This window comes from Pseudomonas botevensis (genome assembly GCF_019145475.1).
Lineage (GTDB): Bacteria > Pseudomonadota > Gammaproteobacteria > Pseudomonadales > Pseudomonadaceae > Aquipseudomonas > Aquipseudomonas botevensis.
This window is the reverse complement of record NZ_JAHTKI010000001.1, coordinates 354,870-370,934: the sequence shown is the minus strand read 5'-3', so window position 1 is coordinate 370,934 and position 16,065 is coordinate 354,870. Positions and strand designations below refer to the sequence as shown.

The 16,065-nt window shown below is 63.0% G+C and carries 17 protein-coding genes; 8 read left to right on the top strand and 9 right to left on the bottom strand.

Annotated elements, in window-relative coordinates; all coding sequences use genetic code 11:
- Positions 1–208: 208 nt before the first annotated feature.
- The 5 genes from KVQ74_RS01765 to KVQ74_RS01745 all read right to left on the bottom strand — a co-directional run bounded on the left by KVQ74_RS01765 (position 209) and on the right by KVQ74_RS01745 (position 5,201).
- Positions 209–1,447: a heme biosynthesis protein HemY gene (locus KVQ74_RS01765; protein ID WP_217829284.1), complete on the bottom strand. Its 1,239-nt coding sequence runs from the start codon at positions 1,445–1,447 to the stop codon at positions 209–211.
- Entirely contained in the window at positions 1,444–2,598 is a 1,155-nt protein-coding gene (locus KVQ74_RS01760) for a uroporphyrinogen-III C-methyltransferase (RefSeq protein WP_217829283.1), read from the bottom strand. The genes KVQ74_RS01765 and KVQ74_RS01760 overlap by 4 nt, the downstream gene beginning before the upstream one ends.
- A 16-nt stretch (positions 2,599–2,614) precedes the next feature.
- Entirely contained in the window at positions 2,615–3,379 is a 765-nt protein-coding gene (locus KVQ74_RS01755) for a uroporphyrinogen-III synthase (protein ID WP_217829282.1), read from the bottom strand.
- Positions 3,376–4,317, bottom strand: a complete 942-nt coding sequence (gene hemC, locus KVQ74_RS01750; protein WP_217829281.1) for a hydroxymethylbilane synthase — start codon at positions 4,315–4,317, stop codon at positions 3,376–3,378. The genes KVQ74_RS01755 and hemC overlap by 4 nt, the downstream gene beginning before the upstream one ends.
- Before the next feature lie 137 nt (positions 4,318–4,454).
- Positions 4,455–5,201, bottom strand: coding sequence for a LytR/AlgR family response regulator transcription factor (locus tag KVQ74_RS01745; RefSeq protein ID WP_217829280.1), 747 nt, complete (start codon positions 5,199–5,201; stop codon positions 4,455–4,457).
- Between the two features lie 472 nt (positions 5,202–5,673).
- Between KVQ74_RS01745 and argH the strand changes: the two genes are divergently transcribed.
- Complete coding sequence (gene argH / locus KVQ74_RS01735) at positions 5,674–7,068, top strand: argininosuccinate lyase (RefSeq protein ID WP_217829279.1); 1,395 nt, start codon at positions 5,674–5,676, stop codon at positions 7,066–7,068.
- A gap of 101 nt (positions 7,069–7,169) precedes the next feature.
- On the opposite strand, the gene KVQ74_RS01730 is transcribed toward argH, so the two are convergent.
- A complete protein-coding gene (locus KVQ74_RS01730) occupies positions 7,170–7,829 on the bottom strand; it encodes a glutathione S-transferase family protein (protein WP_217829278.1) in 660 nt (219 codons plus the stop codon).
- 122 nt (positions 7,830–7,951) lie between these two features.
- On the opposite strand from KVQ74_RS01730, the gene KVQ74_RS01725 reads away from it, so the two are divergent.
- The 3 genes from KVQ74_RS01725 (at position 7,952) to KVQ74_RS01715 (ending at position 11,715) form a co-directional block, all read left to right on the top strand.
- Complete coding sequence (locus tag KVQ74_RS01725) at positions 7,952–8,236, top strand: hypothetical protein (protein WP_217829277.1); 285 nt, start codon at positions 7,952–7,954, stop codon at positions 8,234–8,236.
- Between the two features lie 195 nt (positions 8,237–8,431).
- Positions 8,432–8,677, top strand: coding sequence for a TIGR02647 family protein (locus KVQ74_RS01720; protein ID WP_217829276.1), 246 nt, complete (start codon positions 8,432–8,434; stop codon positions 8,675–8,677).
- A gap of 194 nt (positions 8,678–8,871) precedes the next feature.
- Positions 8,872–11,715: a class I adenylate cyclase gene (locus KVQ74_RS01715; protein WP_217829275.1), complete on the top strand. Its 2,844-nt coding sequence runs from the start codon at positions 8,872–8,874 to the stop codon at positions 11,713–11,715.
- Positions 11,716–11,722: 7 nt separating this feature from the next.
- On the opposite strand, the gene rnk is transcribed toward KVQ74_RS01715, so the two are convergent.
- The 3 genes from rnk to cyaY form a co-directional block, all read right to left on the bottom strand.
- On the bottom strand, positions 11,723–12,133 hold the full coding sequence (gene rnk / locus KVQ74_RS01710) for a nucleoside diphosphate kinase regulator (RefSeq protein ID WP_217829274.1): 411 nt from the start codon (positions 12,131–12,133) through the stop codon (positions 11,723–11,725).
- 151 nt (positions 12,134–12,284) lie between these two features.
- On the bottom strand, positions 12,285–12,506 hold the full coding sequence (locus tag KVQ74_RS01705) for a DUF1289 domain-containing protein (protein ID WP_217829273.1): 222 nt from the start codon (positions 12,504–12,506) through the stop codon (positions 12,285–12,287).
- Positions 12,507–12,510: 4 nt separating this feature from the next.
- Entirely contained in the window at positions 12,511–12,843 is a 333-nt protein-coding gene (gene cyaY, locus KVQ74_RS01700; protein ID WP_217829272.1) for an iron donor protein CyaY, read from the bottom strand.
- 217 nt (positions 12,844–13,060) lie between these two features.
- Between cyaY and lptM the strand changes: the two genes are divergently transcribed.
- Genes lptM through KVQ74_RS01680 form a run of 4 tightly spaced genes read left to right on the top strand, consistent with a single transcriptional unit; the run spans position 13,061 to position 16,065 of the window.
- The gene (gene lptM / locus KVQ74_RS01695) at positions 13,061–13,234 is read left to right on the top strand and encodes an LPS translocon maturation chaperone LptM (RefSeq protein WP_217829271.1); all 174 of its coding nucleotides are present in this window, start codon (positions 13,061–13,063) and stop codon (positions 13,232–13,234) included.
- Positions 13,235–13,243: 9 nt separating this feature from the next.
- Positions 13,244–14,491, top strand: a complete 1,248-nt coding sequence (lysA, locus tag KVQ74_RS01690; RefSeq protein ID WP_217829270.1) for a diaminopimelate decarboxylase — start codon at positions 13,244–13,246, stop codon at positions 14,489–14,491.
- A gap of 4 nt (positions 14,492–14,495) precedes the next feature.
- Positions 14,496–15,326 (top strand): diaminopimelate epimerase, encoded by an 831-nt coding sequence (dapF, locus tag KVQ74_RS01685; protein WP_217829269.1) that lies wholly within the window; start codon positions 14,496–14,498, stop codon positions 15,324–15,326.
- A 13-nt stretch (positions 15,327–15,339) separates the two neighbouring features.
- Entirely contained in the window at positions 15,340–16,065 is a 726-nt protein-coding gene (locus KVQ74_RS01680) for a DUF484 family protein (RefSeq protein ID WP_217829268.1), read from the top strand.

Sequence of the window (16,065 nt, the reverse complement as noted above, 5' to 3'; positions counted from 1 at the left end):
AACAGTAAAGACAGGCAGTTACGGTAGAGGAAAGCGCGTAAGCCTTTCAAGGCGGGCCACTGCCGACACTTCACCAGAGGTGTAGGGAAATCCCGACAGCATCGAGAGGAATACGTGTAGTCCGCTGTAGGACTTTGCCTGGGACTCAATCCGGCGGTAACTATTCAGGCATCGAATGACGAAAAAGGGGAGCAGCCTCCCCTGTTTTTCAGGCCTGTGCAACGGCCGGCAACGGCGCCGCCAGCAGACGCTCGTCGAGCAGGCCAAGGCCTTCCTGGAACAACTGGTTGCTGCGTTCGGTATCACCGAGTCGGGCGAGCAATCGCGCCAGTTCCGCACAGGCTTCCGGATTGCGCTGCACGCGCAGGCTGCTTTCCAGATAGTCCCGCGCCTTGCCCCACAAACTGGCTTGCAGGCACAGGCGACCCAGGGTCAGCAGCAGGCTGGGATCGGCTGGATGCTCCTTGAGCCAGCCCTCAGCGGTTTGCAACTGACGCGTCGGATCGCTGCCCCGCACCAGGCCGTACAAGCGCGCCAGGTGGCTGTCGTATTTGCGTTTGAGAGCGCCACGCAACACCTCCTCGGCCTGTACCTGAGCGCCCAACTGACGCAGTTGCTCGGCGTAGGCCAGCACCAGCGGCGCTTCCTGACGCTGGGCGGAAGTGAGCTGCTGCCAGGCACGTTCCAGCGACTGCAGCCCAACAGTGCCGTCGTCTTCGCGATGGGCCGCCAGCGACAGGTTCTCACCCCAGGCACGCCGCTCCAGCTCTGCCAATTCGGCAGGTGGCAAGACTTTGTCCTTGCGCAGCTCCGGCAACAGACGGATCACCGCCGACCAGTCGCCGCGCTGCTGATGCAAACGTTGCAACTGACGCAGGGTCTGAGCGTTGTGCGGATGGCGCTCGTGCATCGCCTGCAACGTCACCAGCGCACCGTCGGTGTCGCCACGATCGGTCTGCAACTGGGCATGGTTCAAGGCAATCGCCAGTTCCGCTTGCGGCTGACGCTCGAGGGCGCGCTCCAGCAGGTGATCGCATTCCTCGTAATTGCCCTGCTCGTTCGCCGCGCGGGCGGCGCCGAGGTAATACAACAGCGGCTGGCGTTCAGCTTCGGCGGCGCGATAGAGGTGACGCTGGGCACTGGCCCAGCGACCTTCGGCCAGATCCAGCTGGCCGTGCTCGATCGCCACCTGCACGCGGCGACTGCGGTTGCGCCGCGACCACGGATTGACCACGCCGCTGGAGGTCATCACCAGCTCGACCAGAGCCTTGATGCCCCAGATCAGCAGCCACAACACCGCGACCGCCGCCAGGGTGGCCCACAGGCTCGATTCGTAGCGAAAGCTCCGATAGGCGATCAGCACGTAACCGGAATGCTCGGCAATCGCCAGGCCCAGCGCCGCGGTCGCGGCGATCACCAGAAACACGATCACATACAGGCGTTTCATGGCGTGGCCTCCTGCGCGGTGCTGGCGGCAGGTTTGGCGAACGGTTTCACCGAGTCTTCAGCGTTGAGGTTGCGGCGCTCCAGATACGCCTGCACGGCGCTCAGGGTTCCGGCCAGATCCGGCGTGTTGACCGTCACCGGTTGCTTGCTCAGTTCGGCCACCTGCTCAAGCATGATCTTGCTCTGCGGGTTGTCCGGATTGAAATTGCCCTTGAGCACATCCCGCGCCTCGGCCAAGGCCTGGGTGTAGACCGGCGCCTGGCCGTTGAGGGCGGCCCATTGCGCCTGCTCGAGCGACAGGCTCAGGGCCAGACGCACCTGGCTCAGGCTCTGCCCGGCCAGCAACGGCCGCACATTCTTGTCGGCGTTGAAGTCGATGCGGATGTAGCGCGAGATCTGATCCCACCACTGCGACCAGCGACTGGCGCCGTCGCCATCGGCCGTCAGGCCCAGCAACGATTCGCCGCGATCCTTGTACTCCGGCGCCAGCTCGGTGAGTTCGATGACCTGGTCGCGCAACGCGCCCAGGCGCAGGAACAGTCCGGTGCGATCCGGCTGCTCGGTGCTGCGCAGGGCCACCAGGGTTTTCGCCACTTGCTCGCGGGCGGCGAAGGAGCCGGGATCATTCTGTTCGCGGAGGATTTCGTCGGCGCCCTGCACCAGCGCCTGGGCACTGCTGACGTCCTGCAAGGCCGACAGACGCAGACTGGCCAGACGCAACAGATGCTCGGCCTCGGCCAGGCGCCAGTCCTTGCGGCTCGCGCCCAGTACGGTTTCCAGACGTTGATTGAGGCGTTGCTGATCGCCCTGAAGCTGGGTGACCAGACGCTGGCGATCGGCGAGTTCGTCGGCACCGGGCAATTGCCCGAGACGCTCGGTCAGGCGTTGCTCGTTGAGCTTGAGGGTCTGCGCCTGATCGTTCAGCGCCTGCACCTGGCTCAACTGCCCCTGAGTATTGGCCTGCAGGTGGCGTACCTGCCAGACACCCCAGCCGCCCACGGCGACACCAGCGGCGCCGAGCAGCAGCGCGACGATGGCCAATCCATTGCCCCGGCGTGGTTGATCGACCGGCGGCCGATTTTCTACCGATGGCTCAACCGGAGCATCGATCACGGATTGAACATCATCTTTAGGCAAGGCTGTTTCGCTCACGTATCCATCCTTTGCATTAGAGAACGGGCACGGGATGCTCCCGTAACGCCGTCAGCAAAGCCGCGGCACTGGCGCCGCGGCAATCCACAACTGTTCCGGCCCCGGCGGCGCTGGCCTGCTCGGCGACCCTCGGGCTTGGAACAAACAACGGCAGTTGCGCGAGCGTCGGCCAGGCATCGCCGGCCAACTGGCGCAAGTGCTCAAAACCCTGTCCACTGCTGACCACCAGCCCGTTCAGGCGTTCCGCTGCGATCCGCCGCAACAGTTCCTGGGGCGGGTAGGCCGGCAGTTCACGGCGATACAATTCCAGATATTCGACACTAGCACCAAGCTCGCGCAGGCGCTCGGCCAGCAACTCGCGTCCACCTTCGCCGCGCAGGATCAATACCTGCGATCCCGACGTGACCACTTCACGCAGGCGCGGCAATTGCAGCAAGGCTTCGCTGTCATCGCCGTCCACCGGGAAATTCGCCTCCAACCCTCGCGCCTCAAGGATCTGCGCGGTCGCCGCGCCAACGCTGAACCACGGCATCGCGGGCAAGGGCATCCCATGGGCGTCGAGCAGCTCCAGCGCAATGCGCGCGGCCGGTTTGCTGACCACGATGACCGCGCTGTAGCGCGCCAGCCCGGTGACTACCCGACGCATTGTGGCAGAGACCGGCAGCGGGGAAATTTCCAGAAGCGGCAGACAGCTGCCGAAAATCCCCTGCCCGGCCAGCACCTCGGCGAGCGCCGCGCAGTCATCTGCGGGGCGCGTCAGCAGCAGGCGCCAGGTGGTCACTCGTGACCTGCCTCGCCGTAGACCGCTTTGAGGATGTCGTCGGCGCCCTGGCCGAGCAGGTCTTCGGCGACTTTCACGCCCAAGGCCTCGGCATCGCCACGTGGCGCCCGGGCTTCGGCACTGAGCAGCCGGCCACCACTGGGCTCACCGACCAGGCCGCGCAGCCACAGTTGCTCGCCTTCGAGCACGGCGTAGCAGGCGATCGGCACCTGGCAACCGCCATTCAGGTGTTTGTTCAGCGCGCGTTCGGCGGTGACGCGGGAGGCGGTATCGGCGTGATGCAGCGGCGCCAGCAAGGCGTGAATTTCAGCATCGGCGCTGCGGCATTCGATGCCGACTGCACCCTGGCCACCGGCCGGCAGGCTGTCGTCGACGCTGATAGCCGAGGTGATGCGATCTTCGAAACCGAGACGGATCAACCCGGCCGCCGCGAGGATGATCGCGTCGTACTCGCCGGCATCGAGCTTGGCCAGGCGAGTGTTGACGTTGCCGCGCAGGAAACGGATTTCCAGATCGGGACGGCGCGTCAGCAACTGGGCCTGGCGGCGCAGGCTGGAGGTGCCGACGATGCTCCCGGCAGGCAACGCATCCAGACTGGAAAAGGTATTGGAAACGAAGGCATCGCGCGGGTCTTCGCGCTCGCAGATGCAGAACAGGCCCAGGCCCAGGGGAAAGTCCATCGGCACGTCTTTCATCGAGTGAACGGCGATGTCGGCTTCGTTCTCCAGGAGCGCGGTTTCCAGCTCCTTGACGAACAGGCCCTTGCCGCCGATTTTCGACAGGGGCGAATCGAGCAGTTTGTCGCCGCGACTGACCATGGGCACCAGCGTCACCAGCAGACCCGGGTGGGCTGCTTCCAGACGCGCCTTGACGTATTCGGCCTGCCAGAGGGCCAATGCACTTTTGCGGGTGGCGATGCGGATTTCGCGAGAGGACATGGATCAATCCGTACTGAATAGATACGGCGGATGATAACAGCTCAGCCAAATCCACTTTGATCTGAATCAGAAACGGCACGGCCTCCCTGGCCTGCATGCCCGGTAAAAAGGAGGGTGATCCACCCGACGCCTGCGGATCAGAGCCCTTGCATCATCTTGCGTACGCCCGCCACATGCCGGCGACTGACAATCAGCGCGTCACCGTTCAGACCTTTGAGAAAGAGCTGGAAATGCCCCAGCGGCGTGCGTTGCAGACGCTCGATGCGGTCGCGGGCGACCAGGGCGTTGCGGTGGATACGCACGAAGCGTTCACCGAACTCGTCTTCCAGCGCCTTGAGCGGCTCGTCGAGCAGCACTTCGCCGCTCTCGTGGCGCAAGGTCACGTATTTGTGGTCGGCAATGAAGTACACCACCTGATCCAGCGGGATCAGTTCGATGCCTTTTCGGGTTCGGGCGCTGATATGACTGCGCGGGCCATTGCCGCTTTCGGCGGCGGGACGGGTCAGGGCCGAGAGTTGCGCCCGGTTCGGCCGCTCAGCCTTTTTCAGGGCGTCATGCAGATGTTCGGTTCGCACGGGTTTCACCACATAGCCCACGGCACCGGCCTTCAGGGCTTCCACGTCATAGTCTTCGGGGCTGGCGCAAAACACCACGGCGGGCGGCGTTTCTCGTTCGCACAAACGGGCAGCGACCTGCAGGCCATCGAGGCCTGGCATGCGGATATCGAGCAGCACGATTTCCGGCTTGAGGCTGTCAATCAGTGCCAACGCCTCTTCGCCATTCGTGGCGCTGGGCTCCAGGACTGTGTAGCCCTCGAGATCGCTCACCATTCGGCTGAGGCGCTCGCGGGCCAGTGGTTCGTCATCAACGATCAGGACATTCATATTGCGCTGGATTCCTGCGTGAGTCTCGCACAAGGATAGCGTAGACAGGTGGAGTGACGTCCGTCACCGCGATCCACGCTAAGACTAGTCCGAGCACCAAAAAGTGCCGTACGTCGGCCGGCAATATTTGCCGATATTCGGTACGCACGGCTCAAGGCCCGCCGTTGCCCGCGTTTTTCACCGGATCTGCCGATGGACAATACGCACACTCCTCTCTTCTGATAGTCGGTGCACGGCGCTTTGCCTGATGCGCATTCGCGCCGACCCTTCTGTCCAACTGTAGACGTTCGTCGGGCCGATATTGCTCAATCGGAAAATATCCTTGTGCAAATCCCCGCCAGACTGCGACGACTATGCAGCAGGGCATGAGAAAAAATCGTATCGACCAGTGTCAGCGACAGGATTGGCAACCCTGTTATCATCCGCGCCAGCGTTTCACGCCTTCCTTTTTCAAGCCGATACGAGCGAATTCATGAGCACTGACAAGACCAATCAGTCCTGGGGCGGCCGCTTCAGTGAACCCGTCGACGCCTTCGTCGCCCGCTTCACCGCCTCCGTCACTTTCGACCAGCGCCTGTATCGCCACGACATCATGGGCTCGATCGCCCACGCCACCATGCTGGCCAAGGTCGGCGTGCTGACGGATGCCGAGCGCGACAGCATCATCGATGGCCTGAAGACCATTCAGGGTGAAATCGAGGCCGGTCAGTTCGACTGGCGTGTCGACCTCGAAGACGTACACATGAACATCGAAGCGCGCCTGACCGACCGCATCGGCATCACCGGCAAGAAACTGCACACCGGGCGCAGCCGCAACGACCAGGTCGCCACCGACATCCGCCTGTGGCTGCGTGACGAAATCGACCTGATCCTGGCCGAGATCACCCGCCTGCAAAAAGGCCTGCTGGAGCAGGCCGAGCGCGAATCGGGCAGCATCATGCCGGGCTTCACCCACTTGCAGACCGCCCAGCCCGTGACCTTCGGTCACCACATGCTGGCCTGGTTCGAAATGCTCAGCCGCGACTACGAGCGTCTGGTCGACTGCCGCAAGCGCGCCAACCGCATGCCGCTGGGCAGCGCCGCGCTGGCCGGCACCACCTACCCGATCGACCGCGAGTACACCGCGCAGTTGCTGGGCTTCGAGGCCGTGGGCGGCAACTCGCTGGACAACGTGTCGGATCGCGACTTCGCCATCGAATTCTGCTCGGCCGCCGCCATCGCGATGATGCACCTGTCGCGCTTCTCCGAAGAGCTGGTGCTGTGGACCAGCGCGCAATTCCAGTTCATCGATCTGCCGGATCGTTTCTGCACCGGCAGCTCGATCATGCCGCAAAAGAAAAACCCCGACGTGCCGGAGCTGGTGCGTGGCAAGACCGGTCGTGTGTTCGGCGCGCTCATGGGCCTGCTGACCCTGATGAAAGGCCAGCCGCTGGCGTACAACAAGGACAACCAGGAAGACAAGGAACCGTTGTTCGACGCCGCCGACACCCTGCGCGACTCGCTGCGGGCCTTTGCCGACATGATCCCGGCGATCAAACCGAAGCACGCGATCATGCGCGAAGCAGCGCTGCGCGGTTTCTCCACCGCCACCGACCTGGCGGACTACCTGGTGCGCCGTGGCCTGCCGTTCCGTGACTGCCACGAAATCGTCGGTCATGCGGTGAAATACGGCGTCGACACCGGCAAGGACCTGGCGGAAATGAGCCTGGACGAACTGCGCCAGTTCAGCGACCAGATCGAACAGGACGTGTTCGCCGTACTGACCCTGGAAGGCTCGGTCAATGCCCGTGACCATATCGGCGGCACTGCGCCGGCGCAGGTCAAGGCAGCCGTGGTGCGTGGCCAGGCGCTGCTGGCGACTCGCTAAAGGCTGAAAGCTTCGCGAGCAAGCCCGCTCCCACACTAGATGTGTTTTGCTTTTGTGGGAGTGGGCTTGTCCGCGAAACCGATCAAAAAATACTGCAAAACCTACTTCTTGGCCGCGATCATCGCCAAAAACGCTGGCATCGCTGCTTCTTTGTCCGCAGCAATCTTCTGCACATTCGGATTTTCTTCCAGACGCTGCAACAGCGCCTTCGCCGCCGGTATCTCGGCCAGAAAATCCACCCCGAACAACTTGTGCCCGACCGCGCAGGCCAGCGGCACGCTGTAGAGAAAGTACGCGTCCGCCACGCTCAGGCTGTCACCCGCCACGTACGGGGCGAATTTGCCGTGCCGCCCCAACGCGGCGAATCCCAACAGCAACTCGGCCCTGGTTTTCTCCTTGATCGCTTCCGGAACCGTCGTACCGAAAAACGCCTCGCCGTAGCAGGCTCGTGCCGGCAGTTCGATGTACAACTCGATTTCCTTGGCCAGCGCCAGCACCTGGGCCCGCTCGAACGGATCGATCGGCAGCAGCGGTTTGCCGGTCTGGCTGCTCTCGATGTATTCGAGGATGACCATCGTTTCGTTGATATAGCCCTGATCCGTACCCAGCACCGGGACCTTGCCCCGCGGGCTGATGGCCTGGGACTCAGGGGTTGGCGTCGGGTAGAACGTGACCTCTTCGAACGGCAGGCCCTTTTCCAGCAGCGCCAGTTTGACCATGTTGTAGTAGTTGCTGACAGCGAATCCGTAGAGCTTGAGCATCATTAGCCTCCAGGCCGTATGGGGTGGGCAGTGCCTGTTTATAGATTGCACGGGGCAATCCTGCCAGCAGCATCACCCCGCTGAATGCGGGTAAACTGGCGCCTTTTCCACAGGAGCCTGCCATGAGCGAGCCAACCGACATCGACAACGACGAAGAAGAGTTCGCCGAGTCGACCCTGATCGAAGCCATCGAAAACCAGATCGAAAGCGAAAATCCGCCAGCGGCCAAGGCGACATTCAACAAGCTGACCCTGGTCGGTTATGAGCGTGAAGACATTCTCAACCTGATGGCCCATGTGCTGGCCTACGAGATCGACGCCATGCTGGACGAAGATCGCGGATTCGATACCGAGTGGTACGAAACAGCACTGCGCGCGCTGCCTGAACTGCCGCCGGAAAAGCAGTAAGCCCGAGATCCCGTGGGAGCAGACAGGTTCGCTCCCACACAATTTGTCACCCATCTTTACGGCCGTGTGCCGACGCCTGACTACACTGGATTGCGCCCCAGGGAGAAAAACCCGGTCGACGGCACTGGACAGGCCGCAACAGCAGGTTCACCTTAGGGGCGCTATCACCCAATTCCTAGAAAGTCTGGAGTCCTTATGTCGTTTAGCCCTGAGCTGGTTGCCGAACTGGAAGTCCTTTCCCTCTTCAACCTGGACAGTTCCCAGGAAGGTTTGAAAATTCATCAGACCGCCGCCCCGAAACATATCGCCGCCGCCAGGCGCCTCTTCGAAAAAAACCTCACCGACCAGGACGACGGTGGTTATCTGACCAGCCTGGGTCGTGACGCCGCACAAAATATCCAGACCGCGCTGACCATTCTCAACGCCAAAGAAACCGCCTGATTCTCATCTCCCTGCCCACGGGAACTCCTCGCCACGGGATTTCCGCGGGCCTGCTTCGGCTGCCTGCCGTCGCCGCGCGCTAAAAATCTGACGTCAAAAAACAAATTCAGCTTAAAAGTCCTACAGCTCTGAGGCTAAACTTCCGTCATCCAAATCCCTGTGCCTCCGAGCCCCGCGAGCCGGTTTGAGCTGACATGATCCGCACCCACGAAATTCGCCCGGACCTGGACGAGGGAGTCGACCGCAAGGTACTCAGCCAGCTACGCGCACGCTTTCTCAAACTCAATGACGGCCGCTTGAGCCGGGCGCTGGAAGGCTTGTCGACGCGCCAGCAAAGTGTGCTGACGCTGCTGCCGCTGTTTTTTCACGTCAATCACCCGCTGCTGCCCGGCTACGTGTCCGGCAGCACGCCGGCCGGGCTGTCGAATTACGAACCGGACGCCGACGCCCTCGCCGAAGCCCAGCGCCTGACCCGTTCGTTTTCCTACAAGCCGCGCCACGGCAGCAATCCGCCGCGACCGATTCACGGACTGTTCCTGATGGGCAGCCTCGGCACCCTGGCCCAGGCTGACCAGAGCGACATGGACGTGTGGGTCTGCCACGCCCCGGACCTGAGCGACAGCGAGCTCGCCGAGCTGCGCAAGAAATGCCAGTTGCTCGAAACCTGGGCCGCCAGCCAGGGCGCCGAGGCGCATTTTTTCCTGATCGATCCGGCGCGCTTCGTCAAAGGTGAACGCGACACCCAGCTCAGCTCCGAAGACTGCGGCACCACCCAGCATTACCTGCTGCTGGACGAGTTCTACCGCACCGCGATCTGGCTCGCCGGGCGCACGCCGATCTGGTGGCTGGTACCGGTCTATGAGGAAAGTGCCTACGACCAGTACACCCATACGCTGATTTCCAAGCGGTTCATCCGCAACGATGAAACCCTCGATCTCGGGCACCTGGCGCATATTCCGCCGGGCGAGTTCATCGGCGCGGGCCTGTGGCAGTTGTTCAAGGGCATCGAGTCGCCCTACAAGTCGGTGCTCAAACTGCTGCTGATCGAAGTCTACGCCAGCGAGCATCCGCAGGTGCAGTGCCTCAGCCTGCGCTACAAGCGGGCGGTGTTCGCCAATCAACTGGATCTGGATGAACTGGATCCGTACATGGTGGTTTACCGACGCATCGAGGAATACCTCACCGCCCGCAAGGAGCCGGAACGCCTGGAGCTGGTGCGGCGGGCGCTGTACCTGAAGGTCAACCGCAAGCTCACCGGCAACTCCCGCACCCAGAGCTGGCAGCGCTCGCTGCTGGAGCGGCTGGCTCAGGAATGGCACTGGGATCAACGGCAACTGGCACTGCTCGACAGCCGCAGCCAGTGGAAAGTCCGCCAGGTCAGCGCCGAACGGCGGGCGCTGGTCAATGAACTGAATTACAGCTATCGCTTCCTGACCCAGTTCGCCCGCACCGAACAGACCGTCAGCCTGATCAACAAACGTGACCTCAATGTCCTCGGACGGCGGCTGTACGCCGCGTTCGAGCGCAAGGCCGACAAGGTCGAGTTCATCAACCCCGGCATCGCCCCCGACCTGGCCGAAGACACCCTGACCCTGGTGCAGTCGCCGAACAAAAAGGAGCCGGGGCAAAGTCAGTGGGGCCTGTACAACGGCAGTCTGACCGCGCTGGAGTGGGAGCATTTCGCGCCGATCAAGCGCAGCCGCCAGTTGCTCGAACTGCTGACCTGGTGCCACCGCAACGGCGTGATCGACAGCAGCACCCGCCTGGCCCTGCACCCCGGCGCCAGCGATTTGAGCGAGTTCGAGTTGTTCAACCTGCTCGGCAGCCTGCAACAGAGCATCACCCTGCCCTTGCCCACGGTTGCCGAAGAACCGTTGCTGCGCGCCAGCGTGCCGAGCGAAGTGCTGATTCTGGTGAACGTCGGCGTCGACCCGCTCAAGCATCACCGCGACCTGAACATCCTGATGACCACCGAGCGCACCGACTCCCTGAGCTACGCCGGGGTCCGCGAAAACCTGGTGCTGACCCTCGATCAGGTCACGCTCAACAGCTGGAACGAAGTGCTGGTCAACCGTTTCGACGGCCCCCACGCGCTGCTCGACTGCCTGCGCGACTACCTCAACAACCTGCCGCGCGGCCCTCGACAGCCAACGCTGCGGGTGCGCTGTTTCTGCCACAACCGGGCGCAATTCATCGCCCGGCGCGTCGAGGAAGTCATCGATACCGCGCAAAACCTGCTGCTCAGCGAACTCAATCACCGCTACCTGATTCAGGTGCAGCAGCATTATCACGTACTGGAACTGGTGCCGGGACAGGTCAACCACGTCGCCCTCGCCACGCTGCCGGCGCTGCTCGATTACCTTGGCGAAGAACAACCGCGCTACAGCCCGCTGCACCTGGACCCGATGGCGCTGGAGGATCACGACCTCGCGCTGATCCTGCCGATGGGGCAGCCCGAATGCATTCAAGTGTTCTACCGGATCAGCGAGCAGCAGGCCGAGCTGTACGTGCTCGATGAATTCAACGCGCTGTGGCAGCAGCACTTGCCGTACCACGACGAACAGAGCCTGTTGGTGCCGTTGCAACGCTTCCTGCAATCGATCCAGTATCGTCGCGAAGCGTTGCTGCCGATGGACGCAGGTCAGTCGGCCAACCTCGAAATTTTGTATTACCAGCTGTTGCCATCAGGCCCGGGACGGGCACGGCGGGTCGAAGCGCGGCCAGCGCCGCAGACCCCGGTCAACAAACCGTTCTACGACGTGCAGGCGATCATCGGCAAAGCCGCGCCGGGGCAAGTGCAAGTCACCCTGTATTGCAATCAGCGGGAATTCAGCGAGCTGGAGCATGGCGACCAACTGTTCAGCGTGGTCGCCCGGGAAATCGTCGAGCAGCGCCGCGAGACCGAACGCTATCGCTGCTACATCACCGACCTGGACCTGTCGGGCCTGCTCGGTGATGGTCAGAGTTCAAGCAATCTGTATCTGCGCTACAAGACGGACCTGGAGCGCGCCCTGAACGAGGCGCTCGAACAGGTCTGAGACGCGGTCAGACCGGGTATTCGCCGCCGTCGGCCGGCTGCGATTCGACTTCCAGCAAGGTCAGTTTCAGGGTCTTGCCGCCCGGTGCCGGCCAGTCGATGTGTTGCCCGACCTTCAAGCCCAGCAGCGCACTGCCGACCGGCGCCAGGATCGAGACTTTGCCTTCGTCGGCATTGGCGTGCCTGGGATAGACCAGCGTCAGGTGATAGTCCTTGCCGCTGCCTTCCTCGCGGCAATGCACGCGGGAGTTCATCGTCACGACATCGGCGGGCACTTCATTGTGGCCGACCAGGGTATCGGCGCGATCCAGTTCGGTTTGCAGCTCATCAACGCCGCGCGTGCCTTCAGGCAATCTGTCGATCAGCTGCTCCAGACGTTGCACGTCCAGACGGGTAAGGGTGATGGAAGGTGCGGTCATGATCCGGGCAGACTCCTTTCTTCTGCACAAAAAAAGCAAAACCCCGCCAAAAAAAGACGGGGTTCTTACCTGGCCTCGATGGGTTGAGGCGTGCTCGGACACTATCACAGCTCAAAAAATATACAAGCGGCCGCCCGGCAGCCCGCAATCGCTAGCGGGCGGCCTCGCGACGCTCCGAGGCTTCGGCGCAGATCACCCGGCGGCGCGCATCGTCCGCCGAGCGCCATTCGCGAATATCCTCGACATGCCGCATACAGCCCAGGCAGACCTTCTGCTCGTCCAGCCGGCACACGCCGGTACACGGCGACGGCACGGCCGGGCTGACATTGCTGTAAAGCGGCTTCGGCGGGCGAACGGGAGCGGCCTGGGTCACGGAATCACAGGCCTTCGAAATCGAATTCGGCGCCGGCCTGCTGCCGGACGATACGTTCGAGCATCTCACCCAGTTGCTCCTCGCTCTTGTCGCACATCCAGCGTTCGCTTTCTTCGTCGTAGTCGAAGTGGAAACCGCCGGACACCGCCGCCAGCCACAGCTGACGCAGCGGTTCCTGGCGACTGAAGATCAGCTGGGTGCCGTTCTCGAACTTGACGGTCAGCACACCGGCGGAGTTCTCCATGTCGATGTCCAGGTCGCTTTCGTCGAAGATGTCTTCCAGTTTTTCCTGGGTTTCATCGACCAGATCGTGGAAACGGGCTTCGGACAAACTCATTGCGGCAACCTCAAAAATGTCTGATCGGGCTCAAGCGCCGCAAGATACGAGCGCTGGCGGCCGAATGCAAAGAATAACGACCAGACACCCGTCCCGATACCCGAAGGATTGATGCGGATCGGGGCAAGCCCCGCCAGACGGGAGTCCCGTCGCATAGGCAAGCTGCCGGGTGGCCGGTATACTCCGGCGCAATTAACGCATTTTCAAGGATTTCGCCATGAAGCGCCTGATCTCTTCCCTTGCTGCGCTCGTCGCGGTTGCCTGTCTCGTTTCGGCCTGCGGTCAGAAAGGCCCGCTGTACCTGCCCGATGAAGATCAGGACCCGGCCGAACAAGCCAAGTCGTCGCAACACCAGCCTGCCTCCAAAGCACACAAGCACGACGTCTACTAAGGGATCGCCATGGACGCTTTTAACTACCGTGGCGGGGAGCTGTTCGCGGAAGGTGTGGCGCTGTCCGCCATCGCCGATCGCTTCGGCACACCGACCTACGTCTACTCCCGCGCGCACATCGAAGCCCAGTACCTGGCCTACGCCGATGCGCTGGCCGGCATGCCGCACCTGGTCTGCTTCGCGGTCAAGGCCAACTCCAACCTCGGCGTTCTGAATGTCCTGGCCCGTCTCGGCGCCGGTTTCGACATCGTCTCCCGTGGTGAACTGGAGCGCGTTCTCGCCGCTGGCGGCAGCGCCGACAAGATCGTGTTCTCCGGCGTCGGCAAGACCCGTGACGACATGCGTCGTGCCCTGGAAGTCGGCGTGCATTGCTTCAACGTCGAATCCACCGACGAGCTGGAGCGCCTGCAAGTGGTGGCCGCCGAGCTGGGCGTTCGCGCGCCGGTCTCGCTGCGCGTCAACCCGGACGTCGATGCCGGCACCCACCCGTACATTTCCACCGGCCTGAAAGAAAACAAGTTCGGCATCGCCATTGCCGACGCCGAAGACGTGTACGTGCGCGCCGCGCATCTGCCGAACCTGGAAGTGGTCGGCGTCGACTGCCACATCGGTTCGCAGCTGACCACCCTGCCGCCGTTCCTCGATGCCCTCGACCGTCTGCTCGACCTGGTCGACCGCCTCGGCGATTGCGGCATCCACCTGCGCCACATCGACCTTGGTGGTGGCCTGGGCGTGCGTTATCGCGATGAAGAGCCGCCATTGGCCGCCGACTACATCAAAGCCGTGCGCGAGCGTCTGGCCGGTCGCGATCTGGCGCTGGTGTTCGAGCCGGGCCGCTTCATCGTCGCCAATGCCGGCGTGCTGTTGACCCAGGTCGAATACCTCAAGCACACCGAACACAAGGATTTCGCCATCGTCGACGCGGCGATGAACGACCTGATCCGCCCGGCGCTGTACCAGGCCTGGATGGACGTCACCGCCGTCAAGCCGCGCGACACCGCCGCACGCAAGTACGACATCGTCGGCCCCATCTGCGAAACCGGTGACTTCCTGGCCAAGGAACGTGAACTGGCCCTGGAAGAAGGCGACCTGCTGGCCGTGCATTCGGCCGGTGCCTACGGTTTCGTGATGAGCTCCAACTACAACACCCGTGGCCGTGCCGCCGAGGTGCTGGTAGACGGTGACCAGGTATTTGAAGTGCGCCGCCGCGAAACCGTGGCCGAGCTGTTTGCCGGCGAAAGCCTGCTGCCGGAGTAACCCCATGCTGCTGCGTTTTACCAAAATGCACGGCCTGGGCAACGACTTCATGGTCCTCGACCTGGTCAGCCAGCACGCGCACATTCAGCCCAAGCACGCCAAGCAATGGGGCGACCGGCACACCGGTATCGGTTTCGACCAGTTGCTGATCGTCGAGGCGCCGAGCAATCCGGACGTGGATTTCCGCTACCGGATCTTCAACTCCGATGGCTCGGAAGTGGAGCAGTGCGGCAACGGTGCCCGCTGCTTCGCCCGCTTCGTGCTCGACAAGCGCCTGACCGCCAAGCGCGTGATCCGCGTCGAGACCAAGGGCGGCATCATCGAACTGGACGTGCGTAACGACGGCCAGATCGGCGTGAACATGGGCGCCCCGCGCCTCGTGCCGGCGGACATTCCGTTCGAAGCACCGGCGCAGGCGACCAGCTATGCGCTGGACGTCGACGGCACGCATGTCGAGCTGGCGGCGGTATCGATGGGCAACCCCCACGCCGTGCTGCGGGTGGAAGACATCAACAACGCACCGGTGCATGAACTGGGGCCGAAGATCGAACACCATCCGCGCTTCCCGGCGCGGGTCAACGTCGGTTTCCTCCAGGTCATCGACCGCAACCGCGCGCAGTTGCGCGTCTGGGAGCGCGGTGCCGGAGAAACCCAGGCCTGCGGCACCGGCGCCTGCGCGGCGGCCGTCGCGGCGATCAGTCAGGGGTGGATGGATTCACCGCTGTTGATCGACCTGCCGGGCGGGCGCCTGTCCATCGAGTGGGCAGGCCCCGGCCAACCGGTCTTGATGACGGGTCCGGCAGTGCGCGTTTATGAAGGACAAGTGCGTCTTTGAGTGAGCAGAAGCCATGACCGATAAGCCTCAGGTACCCGCCCGACAGTCCGACGAATCAGCGTCCGAGAGCCTAGAGGCGGCAGCGGTTGCCGCGTACCTGGAGGCTCATCCGGACTTCTTCGTCGAGCACGAAGAACTGCTGCCGGCAATGCGCATTCCCCACCGACGCGGGGACACCGTGTCGCTGGTCGAACGCCAGATGACCATCCTGCGCGACCGCAATATCGAGATGCGTCACCGCCTCTCGCAATTGATGGACGTCGCCCGGGACAACGACCGCCTGTTCGACAAGACCCGCCGCCTGATCCTCGCGCTGATGGACGCCACCAGCCTCGAAGACGTGGTGATCGCCGTCGAAGACAGCCTGCGCCAGGATTTCCAGGTGCCCTTCGTCAGCCTGATCCTGCTGGGCGACAACCCGGCACCGGTCGGTCGCTGGGTCACCCACGCCGATGCACAAACCGCCATTGGCGGCCTGCTCACCGAAGGCAAGAGTGTCAGCGGCAGCCTGCGCGAACATGAGCTGGACTTCCTGTTCGGCGAAGAACAGCGCAAGCAGATCGGCTCCACCGCCGTGGTTGCGGTCAGCCATCAGGGCATCCACGGGATCCTCGCCATCGCCAGCCGCGACCCGCAGCATTACAAGAGCTCGGTCGGAACCCTGTTCCTCAGCTACATCGCCGAAGTCATGGGCCGCGTGCTGCCACGGGTCAACAGCTCCCTGCGCTCGGTACGCTGA